Origin of the sequence: Priestia sp. JSM ZJ58 (assembly GCF_044383985.1) — a bacterium.
Taxonomy (GTDB): Bacteria; Bacillota; Bacilli; order Bacillales; family Bacillaceae_H; genus Priestia; species Priestia zanthoxyli.
Map to the genome: position 1 here is coordinate 1 of NZ_JBISEM010000007.1, position 18,521 is coordinate 18,521.

Here is an 18,521-nt window from a genome sequence, read left to right on the forward strand (position 1 = left end):
CTTTTAATCAGAGGGTCGAAGGTTCGAGTCCTTCATGGCTCATTTTAATAAGCGGAAGTAGTTCAGTGGTAGAACACCACCTTGCCAAGGTGGGGGTCGCGAGTTCGAACCTCGTCTTCCGCTCCATTTCTATATAAAAAAAACATATTGGGGCCTTAGCTCAGCTGGGAGAGCGCCTGCCTTGCACGCAGGAGGTCAGCGGTTCGATCCCGCTAGGCTCCACCATACATATAAACGTACAACCTTTAAGCAATTTGCTTAAAGGTTTTTTTGTGTAGTTTCTACAAATTAGAATTGTATATATATTCAAAAAAGTGTCGAGTTGAGCCATCGCTCATTTAGCCGTTACAATAAGAGAGTAGCAACATTTGTGATGGGGGGACATATTATGAATAAGCTTTCAATTATTGGAGTACCAATGGATTTAGGTCAAACTCGCCGAGGGGTCGATATGGGGCCAAGTGCGATACGATATGCAGGTGTTATGGAACGCATCGAGAATATTGGATATAGTGTAGAAGATAAAGGGAATATTGAAATTGCCTTAGCTGAACGAGTACATAGTGATGAAAATACAAACTTAAAGAATTTAAAAGCTGTAGCGGATGCTAGCGAAAGACTTGCTCAGACCGTAAGTGATGTTATTACAAATAAAAGGTTTCCTTTAGTGCTAGGGGGAGATCACAGCATCGCTATCGGAACACTAGCAGGAGTAAGTCGTCATTATAAAAATTTGGGTGTAATTTGGTATGATGCACATGGAGATTTAAATACAGCAGATACGTCTCCTTCCGGAAATATTCACGGTATGCCATTGGCGGCAAGTATAGGTATAGGAGACGAAGCATTGACTCGAATTGGTGGCTATGCCCCTAAAGTCAAGCCCGAGAATATTGTGATTATCGGAGCCCGTTCTTTAGATGAAGGAGAAAAAGAGCTAATAAAGGAAAAAGGAATTAAAGTGTATACGATGCATGAGATAGATCGAATGGGTATGACAAAAGTAATGGAAGAAACAATTTTATATTTGCGTGATAAAACAGATGGCGTTCATCTATCACTCGATTTAGATGGACTGGATCCACATGATGCACCTGGAGTAGGAACGCCAGTTATCGGTGGAATAAGCTACAGAGAAAGTCATTTAGCTATGGAGATGTTGGCAGAATCTCAGCTAATCACTTCTGCCGAGTTTGTGGAAGTGAATCCTATTTTAGATGAGCGGAATAAAACAGCTACCGTAGCTGTTGCATTAATGGGCTCACTTTTAGGAGAAAAATTAGTATAAAACATTATTGCCTACCAAAAGGTACATGAAACAAATGTGAAGATAAAAAAAAGAAGCTCTTAGTTCAGATTCTAGAGCTTCTTTATATAGAGAAAAACTTTTCATATTCATTTAATAGACCATCTAGCTCTGAGCTTACTCTCACCACTGTTAGTGATGATAAAGGATTTTCTGCTGCAAGAGTGACCATGTTATTTCTACATTCTTCAATTTGATTCAAAAGGTTTTCTTTTGTATGAGTCAAGCTTTCCACTCCTCTTCTTTTCATCTATACTAATTACATAACCTACGTACGATCTTTTTAAACGTATTTGACAAATTTTTGTTAAAATAATTAAGCATAAGTGAAACTTTATGATAAAGTACACGTATATATACTATCCCGCAATGGGCGGAGGTAACCGTTACATGGATTTATTATTAAAAAGAAAAATAAAAAAAGTAAAAAAAGGTGACCAGGATGCGTTTGCTGACATAGTAGAATATCACAAGGATAAACTTTTTCATCTATGTTATCGAATGCTAGGAAACCGGGAAGAAGCGCAAGACGCTGCACAAGAAGCGTTTATTCGAGCCTATGTAAATATTCATAGCTATGACACGAGTAAAAAGTTTTCCACCTGGCTATATCGAATTGCTACAAATCTTTGTATTGATCGAATTCGTAAAAAAAAGCCAGACTATTATTTAGATGCAGAAGTAGCCGGGACCGACGGGTTAAATATGTACTCTCAAATAGCTGCCGATCAGGCCTTACCAGAGGAAGAGCTAGAGCAAGTAGAATTGCAAGAATTCATTCAGTCGGAAATATTAAAGCTACCTGAGAAATATCGAACTGTCATTGTCCTAAAATATATAGATGAGCTGTCGTTAAAAGAAATCAGCGATATTTTAGACCTGCCTCTTGGTACGGTAAAGACTAGAATTCACAGAGGACGTGAAGCTTTAAGAAATCGACTTCGCCACTTGTAAGGAGTGAACTAAGAATGAAATGTCCAAAAATGTATGTAAACCTCATTCATGAGCATTTAGATGGAGATATTACAAAAGAAAATGAACTGTTATTAAAAGAGCATTTGCACCAATGCAAAGGTTGTCAGCAGCATATGCATCAGTTAAAAAGAACGATTGCATTTGTGCAAAGCACTTCTCATATAGAATTACCTATGAACTTTACAGCAGGTGTTATGGCCGGGTTACCACGTGAGAAGAATCGAATTCGAATGAATAGATGGTTTACAAACCATCCGATTCTTAGTGCAGCTGCTGTATTTGTGCTGTTAATGTCCGGCACGGTGTTTTCAGCTTGGGAAACGGATGAAGACTTTTCTGTTTCAAAGCAGCCGAACCTGGTCATTCACGATAAAACAGTCGTTGTACCAAAAGGTGAGACCGTAAAAGGTGATATTACTGTGAGAAATGGCGATATTAAAATTGAAGGAAAAGTAGATGGAAACGTTACTGTTATACATGGTGATAAGTATCTAGCTTCTGCAGGAGAAGTGACAGGCAATATTGAAGAGTTAGACAAGATTTTTGACTGGGTATGGTATAACGTCAAAACTCATGCCAAGCAAGCTGTTGACTTTTAATAGTTAAACATAAAACCGTCCGCTTATCTTGTTAGAGAGGAACAGTGGACGGTTTTATTTATATAAAAAGAAGGCTACATTATATAGGAACAAGGATTTAAAAATAAGATGTAATTTACAGTGTAATTTTGTTTTATGGTATAATAAAACGGTTATGTTATCTTTATTACATATATAGAGGAAGTGAGAAGATGCCTATTGGAGACCTGCCAATCCTCTCATATTTAGGAAAAATTGTTGATGTTCTCCTGGTATGGTTCGTCATATATAAATTAATTATGGTCATAAGAGGTACAAAAGCAGTACAGCTTTTAAAAGGAATCACGGTAATTTTAGTTGTCCGCTTTATAAGTAACTTCCTTGGACTAAATACGTTGCAATGGTTAATGGACCAAGCGTTAACGTATGGATTTTTAGCTATTATTATTATCTTCCAGCCAGAGCTGCGCCGAGCGCTTGAACAGCTTGGGAGAGGACGTTTGTTTTCACGCAGTAATTTGCCTGAAGAAGATGAACGTACCGTTACGATTGAGGCGATTATAAAAGCAACGCATTATATGGCTAAAAGACGCATAGGTGCATTGATCTCAATTGAAAGAGAGACGGGTATGGGTGATTATATTGAAACAGGTATACCGCTCAACTCTAATATTTCTTCTGAATTATTAATCAACTTATTTATACCGAATACACCACTTCATGATGGAGCGGTTATTTTACAGCGGGATCAAGTAGCCGCTGCAGCATGTTACTTACCTTTATCTGAAAGTCCTTTTATTTCAAAAGAATTAGGTACTCGCCATCGTGCTGCTGTAGGAATAAGTGAAGTAACAGATAGTGTGACTGTCATTGTATCTGAAGAAACTGGAGGCATTTCCGTTACCAAAAACGGTGAATTGTATCGTGAATTGACCATTGATACATTAAGAGAAATGCTAGAAAAAGAATTAGTCACAACTTCTAAAGCAACTTCTTCCACTCGTTGGCAATGGAGGTTGAAGAAGAATGGATAAATTGATGAATCGATCGTGGGTTATGAAAATTATCGCGTTGCTGTTAGCCTTCATGTTATATTTATCTGTTAATTTAGATGATGGTGCCAGTTCATCAAATAAAATTCTGAACCGAAGCAGTTCTGCCAACACTGGAGTAGAAACATTAACAGATGTTCCGGTTCAAGTATCCTACAATGAGAAGAACAGAATTGTAAGAGGTGTTCCGGATACGGTCATTATGACACTGGAAGGTCCTAAAAATATTTTGGCTCAAACAAAGCTACAAAAAGATTATCAAGCTTATATTGACCTTGATAATTTAAGCTTAGGGCAGCATAGAGTTAAGGTTCAGTATCGAAATATCTCTGATAATTTAAACGTAGTGGTTAAGCCTGATATTGTAAATGTAACAATTGAAGAACGCGATTCAAAACAGTTTTCAGTAGAGGCAAGCTATGATAAAAATAAGGTCAAAAATGGGTATGAAGCAGGGGAAGCAACCGTTAGCCCAAGAGCCGTCACGGTAACGGGCGCATCAAGTCAATTAGACCAAGTTGCTTATGTAAAAGCTATTATTGATTTAGATAATGCTTCAAAAACAGTGACGAAACAAGCAACTGTTGTCGCATTAGACAAGAATTTAAATAAATTGAATGTAACAGTTCAACCAGAAACGGTCAATGTAACAATCCCGGTGAAAAATATTAGTAAAAAAGTGCCGATCGATGTGATTCAAGAAGGCACGCCAGGCGACGGTGTCAACATTACGAAGCTAGAGCCTAAAACAGATACCGTGAAAATTATCGGTCCATCTGATTCTTTAGAGAAAATCGATAAAATTGATAATATTCCAGTCGATGTTACCGGTATTACGAAATCTAAAGATATTAAGGTGAATGTCCCTGTTCCAGACGGAATAGATAGTGTAAGTCCTAAACAAATTACCGTTCATGTGGAAGTAGACAAACAAGGTGATGAGAAAGACGCAGAAGAAACGGACGCAAGTGCAGCTGAGACTAAGTCATTTAAGAATTTGCCGGTTTCTTTAACTGGTCAATCCTCAAAGTACACGTATGAACTGCTTTCTCCTACTTCAGTAGATGCGGATGTAAAAGGACCAAAATCTGATTTAGATAAGTTAACGAAAAGCGGCATTAGCTTGTCAGCGAATGTAGGGAATTTATCTGCTGGGGAGCACACGGTTCCTATTATAATAAATAGTCCTGACTCTGTTACATCAACACTATCGACTAAACAGGCAAAAGTTCGTGTAACAGCGAAAAAACAATCAGGGACAAATGATGAGCAAACGGATAAAGAAACAAGTGGAAGCACGAGCGATAAAGAAACAAAGCCAGACACGGGAACTGGATCAGGATCAGGAACAAATCCTGGGACGGGAAATTCAGGTGATTCAACTGATAAACCAAGCGAAGAGACTGATACACCTGAAGACAATACAGATACACCAACAGATAATACAGAAACTGGTGACGATAGTAGTAATCAAAGTGATGAAAATTCTACACCCGTAGATGGACAGACAGATAATACATCAGGAAACTAAATGTTTTGACATGAAGGAGAGAAAATTAATGGGTAAGTATTTTGGAACAGACGGAGTACGAGGAGTTGCCAATAGTGAATTAACTCCTGAGCTTGCTTTTAAAATTGGACGCTTAGGTGGTTACGTTCTAACAAAAGATGCAGAGCGACCAAAGGTATTAATCGGACGCGATACACGCGTTTCTGGTCATATGTTAGAAGGAGCGCTTGTTGCAGGCTTGCTTTCAATTGGTGCAGAAGTTATGCGATTAGGCGTTATTTCAACTCCAGGGGTAGCGTATTTAACAAAAGCACTTGGCGCACAAGCAGGAGTCATGATCTCTGCTTCACATAACCCAGTTCAAGATAACGGAATTAAATTCTTTGGTCCAGATGGATTTAAACTGTCAGATGCACAAGAGAATGAAATTGAAGCGTTAATGGATAGTGAAACAGATCAATTACCAAGACCTGTTGGGGGAGATTTAGGTCAGGTAAATGACTACTTCGAAGGTGGACAAAAATATCTTCAATACTTAAAACAAACGGTTGATGAAGACTTCTCAGGTATTCATGTTGCATTAGACTGTGCGCACGGAGCAACGTCATCGTTAGCAGCACATTTATTTGCAGATTTAGATGCGGATATCTCTACAATGGGGGCATCACCAAACGGATTAAACATCAATGACGGTGTAGGATCTACACATCCGGAAGCATTAAGTGCCTTCTTAAAAGAAAAAGGAGCGGATGTTGGGTTAGCATTTGATGGAGACGGAGATCGTTTAATCGCAATCGATGAAAAAGGCGAGATTGTAGACGGTGATCAAATCATGTTCATTTGTGCAAAGTACTTATATGAACAAGGACGTTTAAAGAAAAATACGCTTGTTTCTACCGTTATGAGTAACTTAGGCTTCTATAAAGCACTAGAAGCTAGCGGAATTGAAAGTGCACAAACGGGTGTAGGCGACCGTTATGTAGTAGAAGAAATGAAAGCTAATCAATATAACCTAGGTGGAGAACAGTCAGGTCATATTATTTTCTTAGATTACAACACAACAGGTGACGGTATGCTTTCAGCTATTCAGCTTGTAAACATTATGCAAGCAACGAAAAAGCCTTTATCAGAATTAGCAGCTGAAATGAAGAAGTATCCTCAGCTTCTTGTAAATGTAAAAGTAACGGATAAGCATCATGTTACAGATAACGAGAAGGTAAAAGTGGTTATTGAAGAAGTGGAAAAAGAAATGAACGGTAATGGCCGAGTACTTGTACGCCCTTCAGGAACAGAGCCGTTAGTACGTGTTATGGTTGAAGCACAAACACAAGAAGAATGTGAAACTTATGTAACGCGTATCGTAGAAGTGGTAAAAGAAGAAATGGGCTTAGAGTAATTCATTAATTATATGCATAAGCGGTGACGTTTCAAGCTGCTTATGCATATTTTTATATTGTTGAGAAAAATTCTTGGAAATTATCTGATGCTAAAGGCTGTTTTTACAGATAGTAAAGAAGATAATTGACGTTTTCTCACTTCTTATTGTAATATTAAATCTGTTCGTCTCTTAATTTATGTAAAGGAGTGAACAATCTATTTTAAAAGTGAATACAAAGCGCCTGAACTAAGTAAAGGGACGGAAACGACTTAGTTGACGAGGAGGAGGTTTATCGAAGTATCGGCGGATGCCTCCCGGTTGTTGATTATCACGGCCGAAAACTTGATGTGAAAAACAATGAGGTGACTTATTGGACAAAAGCATTGAGATGATAATCATTGATGATGAAAAGAGACTCTCTTTTCATACATGAAGGAGGATTTTATCTATGTGCGGAATTGTAGGATATATTGGAACAGAAGATTCGAAAGAAATTTTATTACGTGGTCTTGAAAAGTTAGAATATCGTGGTTATGACTCAGCAGGTATTGCAGTTGTTAACAATGAAGGCGTACACGTATTCAAAGAAAAAGGCCGTATTGCAGAATTGCGTCAGGCAGTAGATAACAGTGTTGTAGCACCAGCAGGTATCGGTCATACGCGTTGGGCAACTCATGGTGTACCAAGCCAAGAAAATGCTCACCCGCATCAAAGTACATCTGGACGCTTCACGCTTGTGCATAATGGTGTAATTGAAAACTACGCTATTTTAAAACGTGAATATTTACAAGATGTAACGTTCAAAAGCGAAACGGATACAGAAGTAATCGTTCAGTTAATTGAAAAAATCGCAGCAGAAGGCTTAGATGTAGAAGAAGCGTTCCGCAAGACAGTAAGTTTGCTTCACGGTTCTTATGCACTAGCTCTTGTTGATAACGAAGATAAAAATACAATCTACGTAGCTAAAAACAAAAGCCCGCTTCTTGTAGGTGTTGGCGAAGGATTTAACGTTGTAGCAAGCGATGCTATGGCAATGCTTCAAGTAACAGATCAGTACGTAGAATTAATGGATAAAGAAACAGTAATTGTTACAAAAGAAGGCGTAACAATTAAAACGCTTGATGGTGAAGTGGTAGAAAGAGCACCTTACACAGCAGAGCTTGATGCAAGTGATATTGAAAAAGGTACGTACCCTCACTATATGTTAAAAGAAATTGATGAGCAGCCTTTAGTTGTTCGTAAAATCATTCAAGAGTATCAAAATGAAAACAATGAACTGCACATTGATGCAGACATTTTAGGAGCAATGGATGAAGCAGACCGCATCTATATCGTAGCATGTGGAACAAGCTATCATGCAGGCCTAGTAGGTAAACAATTCATTGAAACGTGGGCGAAGGTTCCGGTAGAAGTGCACGTAGCAAGTGAATTCTCTTACAACATGCCGCTTTTATCTGAAAAGCCACTGTTTATCTTTATTTCTCAAAGTGGAGAAACAGCTGACAGCCGTGCAGTATTAGTTCAAATTAAAGAACTAGGTTACAAAGCGTTAACAATCACAAACGTTCCGGGATCAACATTATCTCGTGAATCTGATTATACGTTATTACTTCATGCAGGTCCGGAAATTGCTGTAGCATCAACAAAGGCTTATACAGCTCAATTAGCAGTCCTATCAATTCTAGCGGCTGTAACAGCAAAAACACGCGGCATTGAATTAGAATTTGATTTAGTTCAAGAGTTAGCAATCGTAGCAAACACAATGGAAGTACTTTGCGACGACAAAGAAGAAATGGAAAGCATTGCTCTTCAATTCTTAGCAACAACTCGCAACGCATTCTTTATTGGACGTTCTGTTGATTATTATGTAGGTTTAGAAGGCGCGTTAAAACTAAAAGAAATCTCTTACATTCAAGCAGAAGGATTTGCTGGAGGAGAGCTTAAGCACGGAACAATCGCTTTAATTGAAAACAACACGCCAATTATTGCATTAGCAACACAAGAACATGTAAACTTAAGCATCCGTGGTAACGTAAAAGAAGTAGTAGCACGTGGAGCTAATCCTTGTATCATTTCAATGAAAGGATTAGAAACAGAAGAAGATCGCTACGTGATTCCGAAAGTTCACGAAACACTTTCACCACTAGCAGCGGTTATTCCTTTACAATTAATCTCTTACTACGCTGCATTGCACCGCGATTGCGATGTAGATAAACCACGTAACTTAGCAAAATCAGTTACTGTAGAATAATAAGGTTCTAGACACCCTTCTATTATAGAAGGGTGTTTTTGTATATAATTCTCATTGAGCTAAAAAATATATTTGCTTGCTTCATTTATTTTATATAATAGAGTAGGTAAATGAATGAAACTCATTTATAAAAAAGGAAGTGAAAAGTATTAGTGGAGTAGCTCAAAGTATAAAGTACGTGTTGCGAGGCATCTTTTTTGTCTTGTATTTTCCCTTTTATTTTGTATTTCAAATTTTGTGTAAGATATGGATATATTTTATCGCTAAGCCCCTCATATGGATAGGAACAAGAATTATTCAACCTGTCATTGATTTCATTTGGAGATACATTATACGTTTTTTATTCGTTTATCCTATTTCTTGGCTATGGAGTGTCCTCATCTATCCTTTTATTCTCTTCGTTTGGAAACGATGTTTTTTGCCTATAACTAGATTTATATGGAAGTATGTTTTATACCCTGTTTTATACATGGTTTGTTACCCTTGTTATCTTCTATGGAAATATGTTGTGCTGCCATTTTACAATGAAATTGTTATTCCCGTGGTTTCATTTTGTCAGCGTATATTCTTCTGTTTTTGGAAAGGAGTTAAGTGGATCATAATTCATATGATCTACTATCCCCTACGGTGGATTTGGGTGAGATGTATATACAAACCGCTGAAAAAGGTATATACAAAAATCATCCAGCCTGTTATCAAATGGTTTTCTCATTTATTTAGTTAACGAAATATACCAAAAGATTGCTTGTCTTTTTTAGGTATTAAACTCGAAAGATAAGAGGGAATTGATGTATAATAAAAACGGATATATCATTGCCTATTTATTTTATTAGATTCAATTTTGAAAGAGAGTGAAACAATATGGGCCGTAAGTGGAACAATATTAAAGAAAAGAAAGCGTCAAAAGATGCTAATACAAGTCGTATATATGCCAAGTTTGGCCGTGAGATTTATGTGGCTGCAAAACAAGGTGAGCCAGATCCAGAATCAAACCAAGCGTTAAAAGTTGTATTAGAACGCGCGAAAACATACAATGTGCCAAAAGCAATTATTGACCGTGCCATTGAAAAAGCAAAGGGCGGTTCAGAAGAAAATTACGATAATCTTCGTTACGAAGGTTTTGGACCAAATGGCTCAATGGTTATCGTAGATGCTCTTACGAATAACGTAAACAGAACAGCTTCAGACGTGCGTGCTGCCTTTGGTAAAAACGGCGGTAATATGGGAGTAAGCGGATCAGTAGCGTATATGTTTGATCCAACAGCTGTTATTGGTGTAGAAGGTAAAGATGAAGAAGAGACGCTAGAACTGTTAATGGAAGCAGATGTAGACGTGCGTGACATTTTAGAAGAAGAAGATTCTGTAATTGTTTATGCTGATCCGGATCAATTCCATGCGGTACAAAAAGCGTTCAACGATGCTGGTATTACGGAATTTACAGTAGCTGAGCAAACGATGCTTGCTCAAAATGATGTAACTCTTCCTGAAGATGCACAAGCTCAGTTTGAAAAAATGATTGATGCATTAGAGGACTTAGAAGATGTGCAGCAAGTATATCACAACGTTGATTTAGGATAATAGTGAAAGAGGCAGACCTATCAAAGAGGTCTGTCTTTTTTTATAGGCCGTGTGAAAAGCATCTATTGACCCTTTCCCTTCGTTTGGAATATGGTAAGATAATGAATTAAGAATAGAAAATAGTAGAATTTTATAAGGAATAAATGGAGGGAAAGCAGTTGAAAAAATTAATGGTGGGGATGGCGTTAACAGCTACGCTTGCAACGGCTGTAACGCCTGGCTTTGGCTCAATTGGGGGAAATCAAGAAAAGGCATATGCAGCAACAGTTACATATAAAGTAACGGCAAGCAAGCTAAATGTGAGAAGCGGAGCGGGAACGAATTACGGGATTATCGGCAGCGTAGTAAAAGATCAAACACTATCTGTGGTGAGCAAAAGCGGAAGCTGGTACAAAATTAACTATAACGGCCGCACAGGCTATGTAAGCAGCGATTATGTACAGTCATCAGGAACAACAGCGCCACCAGCAGAAAGCACAACGTATACAGTAACGGCAAGCACGCTGAATGTAAGAAGCGGAGCGGGCACCAACTACGCATCTATAGGAAGTGTGACAAAAGGCCAGAAGCTGTCTGTGATGAGCAAAAGCGGAAGCTGGTACAAAATTAACTACAACGGCCGCACGGGCTACGTAAGCAGCGATTATGTACAAGCATCGGGAACAACAACGGCCCCAACAACGTCACCAGCAGAAAGCACAACGTACACAGTAACGGCGAGCACGCTGAACGTAAGAAGCGGAGCAGGCACCAACTACGCATCTATAGGAAGTGTGACAAAAGGCCAGAAGCTGTCTGTGGTGAGCAAAAGCGGAAGCTGGTACAAAATTAACTACAACGGCCGCACGGGCTACGTAAGCAGCGATTATGTACAAGCATCGGGAACAACAACGGCCCCAACAACGCCACCAGCAGAAAGCACAACGTACACAGTAACGGCGAGCACGCTGAACGTAAGAAGCGGAGCAGGCACCAACTACGCATCTATAGGAAGTGTGACAAAAGGCCAGAAGCTGTCTGTGGTGAGCAAAAGCGGAAGCTGGTACAAAATTAACTACAACGGCCGCACGGGCTACGTAAGCAGCGATTATGTACAAGCATCGGGAACAACAACGGCCCCAACAACGCCACCAGCAGAAAGCACAACGTACACAGTAACGGCGAGCACGCTGAACGTAAGAAGCGGAGCAGGCACCAACTACGCATCTATAGGAAGTGTGACAAAAGGCCAGAAGCTGTCTGTGGTGAGCAAAAGCGGAAGCTGGTACAAAATTAACTATAACGGCCGCACAGGCTATGTAAGCAGTGACTATGTACAGGCTTCAGCTACAGCGTCTCCAAAGCTCGTAGTCGATTCTTTTAAAACGTTAGGCAACGCTCAGCAAGTCATCTTGGTTACAGCAGATAACTACGATACGAAGTCTGCTAAAATTCAAACATTTGAAAAAGTTGATGGAAAATGGAAGCAAGTTTTAACTGCGAACGGTGTACTTGGACAAAAAGGATTCGCTTTAGCGAAAAAAGAAGGAGATATGGAGTCTCCGACAGGGAAATATACAATTGGCACAGCATTCGGACGCTATGCAAATCCTGGAACTAAGCTTCCATATCGAAAGATTACATCAAATGATGTGTGGGTAGACGATTCAAAAAGCTCTCTGTATAATACGTGGCAGCAAAAGCCAGCGAATGGCCGCTGGACGAGCGCTGAGAACATGGATATCCCGGCTTATGATTATGGGTTTGTCATTAATTATAATGAATCTAGAACCCCAGGAAAGGGAAGTGCAATCTTCTTTCATGTAGGAACAAATTATACAGCAGGATGTACGGCCACTTCTAAAGAACAAGTTGTCTCTATTTTAAAATGGTTAAATCCAGAGAAAAATCCAGTTATTATTCAATCTCCTGTAAGTGAATTAGATAAATATTAAGTTAGAAAGCAGCTGAACTCGTGTAATTCAGCTGCTTTTTTATGTAATTAAAAGCTTTGTCCGTCTGTGGTACGACAAAGTTAGTTTTCCTATTCATTGAATGAAAGCGTTTAATCTCTTACGATTAAAGTATCATCACGTAGAGAAAGGAAGAGAGCAAATGGCTCAATCTAATATAAAAGTAGCTGTACAAAAATTTGGGAACTTTCTAAGTTCAATGGTTATGCCAAATATCGGAGCATTTATTGCATGGGGACTTATTACTGCTTTATTTATTCCAACAGGCTTTTTTCCAAATGAAAGCCTTGCCAAACTAGTGGATCCAATGGTCAAGTATTTGCTTCCGCTGCTAATCGGCTACACAGGAGGAAAGCTTGTACACGATCAGCGCGGAGGCGTTGTAGGTGCTATCGCGACCATGGGCGTCATTGTTGGATCTGATATTCCGATGTTTCTAGGCGCTATGATTATGGGGCCGCTGGGCGGTTATATCATCAAGAAGTTTGACCAGTTTATTGAAGGTAAAGTCAAAACAGGATTTGAGATGTTAATTAATAATTTCTCAGCAGGTATTCTTGGAGGAATTCTAGCGATTCTAGCCTTTTTAGGAGTTAGCCCAGCTGTGGACGGATTTACAGGTGCACTTGTAGTGGGTGTAGATTGGATGGTTGCACATGGCCTTCTTCCTCTTACAAGTATTTTAATTGAACCAGCTAAAATTTTATTCTTAAACAATGCCATTAATCACGGCATTTTATCTCCGATTGGAGCAGAACAAATTCGAACAAACGGACAGTCCATTCTATTGTTATTAGAAACAAATCCTGGTCCGGGATTAGGAATTCTGTTAGCGTATTGCTTCTTTGGAAAAGGAACAGCAAAACAGTCAGCACCGGGAGCGGCCATCATTCATTTTATTGGCGGAATTCACGAAATTTACTTCCCTTACGTTTTAATGCGTCCTCTTCTAATCATTGCGGCTATTTTAGGAGGAATGAGCGGAGTATTTACATTTGTTCTTTTAGGAGGAGGCTTACAAGCCGTTGCTTCACCAGGAAGTATTTTGGCTATTTTAGCTGCTACACCAGGTAATGCAGGCAGCTATGTTGCAAATATCTCAGGTGTTCTTGTTGCAGCCGTCGTATCGTTTATTGTAGGTTCGTTAATTTTAAAAACGGGCAAGCAAACAGAAGATTTGGACGAAGCAGCTCGCAAAATGCAAGAGATGAAGGGCAAGAAGAGCTCTGTAGCAGGAAGCTTTACAAAACAGCAAGGCGACGTACCAGCAAGCGTTCAAAAAATTGTTTTTGCCTGTGACGCAGGTATGGGATCGAGTGCAATGGGCGCCTCTCTTCTTCGCAAGAAAGTTAAACAAGCAGATTTAAATATTTCGGTAACAAATACAGCTATCAGTAATATTCCAAGTGATGCTCAAATCGTTATTACACAGGAAGAGCTAACGCCAAGAGCTCAAAACAAAGTTCCAGATGCGTATCATATCTCGGTGGATAACTTTCTATCTAGCCCGGAATATGACAAACTAATTGATCAACTAAAAAATGATCATACTACTTCTAAGGCGGAAGAAGAAAAGAATGTATCTGCAGAAAACTATACAGATAGTAATGATGGTTTATTAAAAGAAGAAAACGTTTTCTTGAATCAGCACTTTTCTTCTAAGGAAGAAGCAATTCGATTTGCAGGAAGTGTGTTAGTAAAAGGCGGATATGTAGAAGAAAACTATGTTGAAGCGATGATTGAGCGAGACAATATGACTTCTACTTATATGGGAAATGACGTAGCGATTCCGCACGGTACCGAAGAAGCGAAAAAGAACGTTTTAAGATCAGGTTTTACAGTAATTCAAGTTCCAGAAGGCGTTGATTTTGATGGTGAGAAAGTTCGTTTGATTTTCGGAATTGCCGGAAAAGACGGCACCCATTTAGAAATTTTATCTGGTATCGCGATTACATGTTCTGATATGAACAATATTGAAAAGATGGTTCATGCCAAATCAGCTAAAGAATTAATGGCTATTATTCAAAGTAACTAACGGGATAGAAAGGCATGAGGATGCCTTTTTATCCTTTGTTTATAAATAAGAAAAGAGTTGATGTTCTTGTTTATTACTTCAAGAGAAAAATCAATCATTGAGTTAATTATTAAAACGGCAGGAAAGCATACAGCACTTACACTTGCTACTTTTTTGAATGTAAGTGTAAGAACCGTTCACCGAGATTTGAAGGCAATTGAATCAATACTTGAAAAATTTGATTTAAAGCTGATTCGTACACAAGATGAAGGACTAATGATTGAAGGTAAAAATGAACAAATTTTTCGTCTTATCCAAGAGCTGATGAAGATTAAAACGACGGATCAGTCTCCACAGGAAAGAAAATTAATTCTTTTAATTCTTCTTCTAGAAGAAGGAGATTCATTTAAATTACAAACGCTGGCTAAAGACTTAGAAGTAAGTATTACTACACTAACTGCTTATCTAGATGAATTAACAGAGTGGTTAACCACATTTGACGTTTTCCTTCATCGAAAGAGAGGGGTCGGAGTAGAGGTTCAAGCTACTGAAGCCAATAAACGGAACGCATTAGCCAATTATTTTCTTGTCCACTTTAATGAAGAGTTAATTGAATGTTTGTTTCTAGTAGAAAATCACCAGCATACGGATGAAACGATTTTGCATTATTTTTATCCGAATTATTTAGCAGAAGTAGACCGAATTGTACATCAAGCGATTAATCAGCATCATTCTAAGCTGGCTGACAGCGATTATATAGGGCTCATTGTTCATATTTGCATTATGATACAGCGAACGAAAAAGCAAATGTATCTAGAAGACGACGGCGGCCAAACGGAAGAGCTGGCGAGTGAACTGTTCTTAATGAAGGATATTTGCCGCGAAATTGAACGGGTATTTTCTCTTTCTTTCACGGAAAAAGATATTCATTTCTTAGCAGTACGGCTGCGTGCAGCTAAGTTCCAAACTACTAGAGACGTATATTACGACAGCGTAGTGGTTGGGCAGATTATTAAGAATATGATTTCTCATGTTTCTGTTCAGCTTAACACCGACTTGACCGGTGATTTTTCCCTTTACCAAGGGCTGCTTGCTCATATGGAACCGGCAATTTTTCGTCTTAAGCAAAAAATGGAGCTTTTTAATCCATTAACGGAAGAGATTAAGAAAAAGTATCCTGTTTTATTTATGGCTGTGAGAAACAGTATCGATCAAGAGCTGCCGGATTTAGTTTTTCCAGATGATGAAGTGGCATATCTTGTTTTGCATTTCGGTTCAACGCTAGTGCTAAAAGAAGAAGTCATGGAAATTCAGGCACTGATTGTCTGTCCAACTGGAATCGGCACTTCGAAAATGTTAGCTAGCCGTATTCGTAAAGAGATTCCGGAGATTAATTCAGTTGTCATTAAGTCGGTAAAAGAAATCAAAGAAGCGGCGCTTGAAGGGTATGACGTAGTGATTTCAACAGTAAGACTTCCTTTTTTAAATGTCGATTACATTTTAGTCAATCCACTCTTAACCGAAGAGGATATTCAGTCCATTCAGAATTTTTTACAGAAAAACATTCAAAAGTTAACCAAAGATAAGGGCTATCGTTCGTTCCAATATAAAAATAAGACCGTCTCTACACAAAAACCGTCTTTTGAGGAAACGATGAAGCAAATTAAAGATGTGCATGGAAGTATCGAATCAATTCTTCAAAACCTTAGAATGTATCGATTTTCGGATGCAGTGAGTCATGATCAAGTGATTTCGCACGTAGTAAAAGCAGCTGAAAAAGAACGTTTAATAACCAATGCCAGCTGCGTTATTGATCAGCTTAAGGAACGAGAAAACAAAGGCGGTTTAGGTATTCCGCAAACGAGTATGGCACTGTTCCATTGCCGTGAACATCACGTGAAAGAGCTGATTTTTCAAGTTTCACATTTAGAGCAGCCTTGCACAGTTAAAGGTATGGACGGAACAAACATGCAGGCGCGTAACCTTCTATTAATGCTAGCACCTGAGGAGTTAAGTGAAGTACAGCAAGAAATCTTAAGTTTAATTAGTACAAGTTTAATTGAAGATCATGAAGCAATGATGGTTTTTTCGTCTTCGAACGAAGAGATAATTCGCAAAAGGCTAGAGGATACGTTTCATGAGTACCTTCGAAATAATTTGATAAAGGAATGATTTTTGTGAAACAAGCAGTTCATTTTGGAGCAGGTAATATTGGGCGAGGATTTATTGGGGCATTATTTTCTCAAAGCAACTATCACGTTACATTCGTAGATATTGCTGAAAAGATTATTAATCAGTTAAACACAGATGAAGGGTATAACGTAATAACAGCCGCAGAGCACCCAGAGACATTAGCTGTTCAAAACGTATCTGGTTTAAATAATCTGACGCAAGAACAAGCAGTCATTAAAGCGATTAAAGAAGCAACGTACATTACGACAGCCATCGGACCGAACGTTCTGCCTCGCATTGCTCCTTTAATTGCTAAAGGTTTGGCTGAGCGTGTGAAAACAAGCGACGAAAAGGTATATATTATTGCATGTGAAAATCAAATCTCTGCGACAGATTTATTAAAAGGCTATATTTTTGATGCGCTGGATGAAGAGACAAAAGCTCATATGGTAAATAAGGTCTTTTTCTTCAATTCAGCTGTAGATCGTATCGTACCTCTTCAACACAACCAAGGTTCGCTTGATGTTTTAGTAGAATCCTATTATGAATGGGTAGTAGAGGCACCTGAAAATATTCCTTTTGTAGAAGGAATGACGATTGTGCCTGACCTTGCTCCTTTTATTGAAAGAAAGCTATTTACAGTAAATACAGGACATGCGGTGATTGCATATTTTGGTTATTTAAAAGGAAAAGAAACGATTGATCAAACGTTAAGAGATTCAGATATTTACCAACAAGTACAGCAAACGCTACGAGAAACAGGAGACTATCTAATTAAAAGATATGACTTAGATAGAGAGGAACACGAAGCCTACATCGTAAAAATTATTGAGCGCTTTAAGAATCCTCATTTAAATGATTCAGTTAAACGGGTAGGAAGAGCGCCAATTCGCAAGCTTGGACCTCAGGATCGTTTGATTCGTCCAGCGCTAGAAGCAAAAAAAGCGTGCCTTTCTTATACCCACTTAGCGAAGGCCATCGCTGCTGCGCTTCTATTTGACCCGCAAGAAGATAAAGAGGCTATGAAGCTTCAAGCGAATATTCATGAGTATGGTATTGAGTATGTGTTAAAAGAGGTCAGTGGGTTAGAGGCAAGTAATAATTTAACAAAAGAAATCATTGCTCAATATAATGCTTTAAAATCGTAAATGACTCTAATACGTGTAAACAGTCCATTTTAAATGGGCTGTTTTTCTTTTTGTAGAAAGGGAATGTTTGTGTATAGGAGGATGATAAAATGGTAGCTATTACTCACGTTGGATTAGCTGTACCTGATGTAGAAGAAGCCGTCCAGTGGTATGGGAAAGTTTTAGGTTTTAAGCTGATTGCCGGTCCTTATACGTTTAATGCGGAGGAAGAAAAAGCTGAAAATATGACTCAAGATTTACTAGGGTCTCATATTAAAAAAATGAAAAATGCTCACATGACAGCTGATAACCAGGTAGGCATTGAACTGTTTGAATTTAATAAGCCGCAAATGCCTCTTGTATTAAAAGACAGCGATGAGCAGTATCAAAGTTATTTTCACATGTGTTTAATAGCCGATGACGTGGAAAAATTAGCGGATAAAATCGAACAATCAGGCGGTAAAAAGCGTAGCCAAGTATGGAATACAAGACCTGGAAAACCTTATTACTTAATTTATTGCGAAGATCCGTTTGGGAATATTATTGAGCTATATTCACATAGTACGGAGCTCATGTATGGGAATAAAGAAGAATAAAAGCTTATCCACATTTTTTGGATAAGCTTTTA

The 18,521-nt window shown here is 38.6% G+C and carries 14 protein-coding genes and 2 tRNA genes; 15 read left to right on the forward strand and 1 reads right to left on the reverse strand.

Translation table 11 applies throughout. From position 1 onward, the window contains the following. The first annotated feature begins 51 nt into the window (after positions 1-51). From ACH6EI_RS25960 to rocF, 3 genes are all read left to right on the forward strand, one after another. Positions 52-126 (forward strand) — tRNA-Gly (locus ACH6EI_RS25960). Between the two features lie 23 nt (positions 127-149). Next, positions 150-225 (forward strand) — tRNA-Ala (locus tag ACH6EI_RS25965). 163 nt (positions 226-388) lie between these two features. Next, positions 389-1,288: an arginase gene (gene rocF, locus ACH6EI_RS25970; protein WP_028411907.1), complete on the forward strand. Its 900-nt coding sequence runs from the start codon at positions 389-391 to the stop codon at positions 1,286-1,288. 82 nt (positions 1,289-1,370) lie between these two features. Here the strand turns inward: rocF and ACH6EI_RS25975 are convergent, their stop codons facing one another. Further along, positions 1,371-1,532 (reverse strand): aspartyl-phosphate phosphatase Spo0E family protein, encoded by a 162-nt coding sequence (locus ACH6EI_RS25975; RefSeq protein ID WP_013054968.1) that lies wholly within the window; start codon positions 1,530-1,532, stop codon positions 1,371-1,373. 164 nt (positions 1,533-1,696) lie between these two features. Between ACH6EI_RS25975 and sigW the strand changes: the two genes are divergently transcribed. From sigW to ACH6EI_RS26035, 12 genes are all read left to right on the forward strand, one after another. Further along, positions 1,697-2,260, forward strand: coding sequence for an RNA polymerase sigma factor SigW (gene sigW / locus ACH6EI_RS25980; RefSeq protein WP_013054969.1), 564 nt, complete (start codon positions 1,697-1,699; stop codon positions 2,258-2,260). Between the two features lie 14 nt (positions 2,261-2,274). Further along, positions 2,275-2,880: an anti-sigma factor family protein gene (locus ACH6EI_RS25985; protein ID WP_013081391.1), complete on the forward strand. Its 606-nt coding sequence runs from the start codon at positions 2,275-2,277 to the stop codon at positions 2,878-2,880. A 191-nt stretch (positions 2,881-3,071) separates the two neighbouring features. After that, a complete protein-coding gene (gene cdaA, locus ACH6EI_RS25990; RefSeq protein WP_013054971.1) occupies positions 3,072-3,893 on the forward strand; it encodes a diadenylate cyclase CdaA in 822 nt (273 codons plus the stop codon). Then, on the forward strand, positions 3,886-5,442 hold the full coding sequence (locus ACH6EI_RS25995) for a CdaR family protein (RefSeq protein ID WP_028411906.1): 1,557 nt from the start codon (positions 3,886-3,888) through the stop codon (positions 5,440-5,442). The genes cdaA and ACH6EI_RS25995 overlap by 8 nt, the downstream gene beginning before the upstream one ends. Before the next feature lie 28 nt (positions 5,443-5,470). Continuing rightward, positions 5,471-6,817 carry a phosphoglucosamine mutase gene (gene glmM, locus ACH6EI_RS26000; protein ID WP_028411905.1) on the forward strand — a complete coding sequence of 449 codons (1,347 nt, stop codon included), beginning with the start codon at positions 5,471-5,473 and terminating at the stop codon, positions 6,815-6,817. Positions 6,818-7,247: 430 nt separating this feature from the next. Next, a complete protein-coding gene (gene glmS, locus ACH6EI_RS26005; RefSeq protein ID WP_014461996.1) occupies positions 7,248-9,050 on the forward strand; it encodes a glutamine--fructose-6-phosphate transaminase (isomerizing) in 1,803 nt (600 codons plus the stop codon). An 861-nt stretch (positions 9,051-9,911) separates the two neighbouring features. Continuing rightward, positions 9,912-10,628 (forward strand): YebC/PmpR family DNA-binding transcriptional regulator, encoded by a 717-nt coding sequence (locus tag ACH6EI_RS26010; protein WP_013054976.1) that lies wholly within the window; start codon positions 9,912-9,914, stop codon positions 10,626-10,628. Positions 10,629-10,786: 158 nt separating this feature from the next. After that, positions 10,787-12,562 (forward strand): SH3 domain-containing protein, encoded by a 1,776-nt coding sequence (locus ACH6EI_RS26015; protein ID WP_397378416.1) that lies wholly within the window; start codon positions 10,787-10,789, stop codon positions 12,560-12,562. A 160-nt stretch (positions 12,563-12,722) separates the two neighbouring features. After that, positions 12,723-14,615, forward strand: a complete 1,893-nt coding sequence (locus ACH6EI_RS26020) for a PTS mannitol transporter subunit IICBA (protein ID WP_028411903.1) — start codon at positions 12,723-12,725, stop codon at positions 14,613-14,615. 60 nt (positions 14,616-14,675) lie between these two features. Beyond that, positions 14,676-16,766 carry a BglG family transcription antiterminator gene (locus ACH6EI_RS26025; protein ID WP_099330570.1) on the forward strand — a complete coding sequence of 697 codons (2,091 nt, stop codon included), beginning with the start codon at positions 14,676-14,678 and terminating at the stop codon, positions 16,764-16,766. A 5-nt stretch (positions 16,767-16,771) separates the two neighbouring features. Further along, positions 16,772-17,914, forward strand: coding sequence for a mannitol-1-phosphate 5-dehydrogenase (locus tag ACH6EI_RS26030; protein ID WP_099330571.1), 1,143 nt, complete (start codon positions 16,772-16,774; stop codon positions 17,912-17,914). 89 nt (positions 17,915-18,003) lie between these two features. Then, positions 18,004-18,489, forward strand: a complete 486-nt coding sequence (locus ACH6EI_RS26035) for a VOC family protein (protein WP_028411900.1) — start codon at positions 18,004-18,006, stop codon at positions 18,487-18,489. The last annotated feature ends 32 nt before the right edge of the window (positions 18,490-18,521 follow it).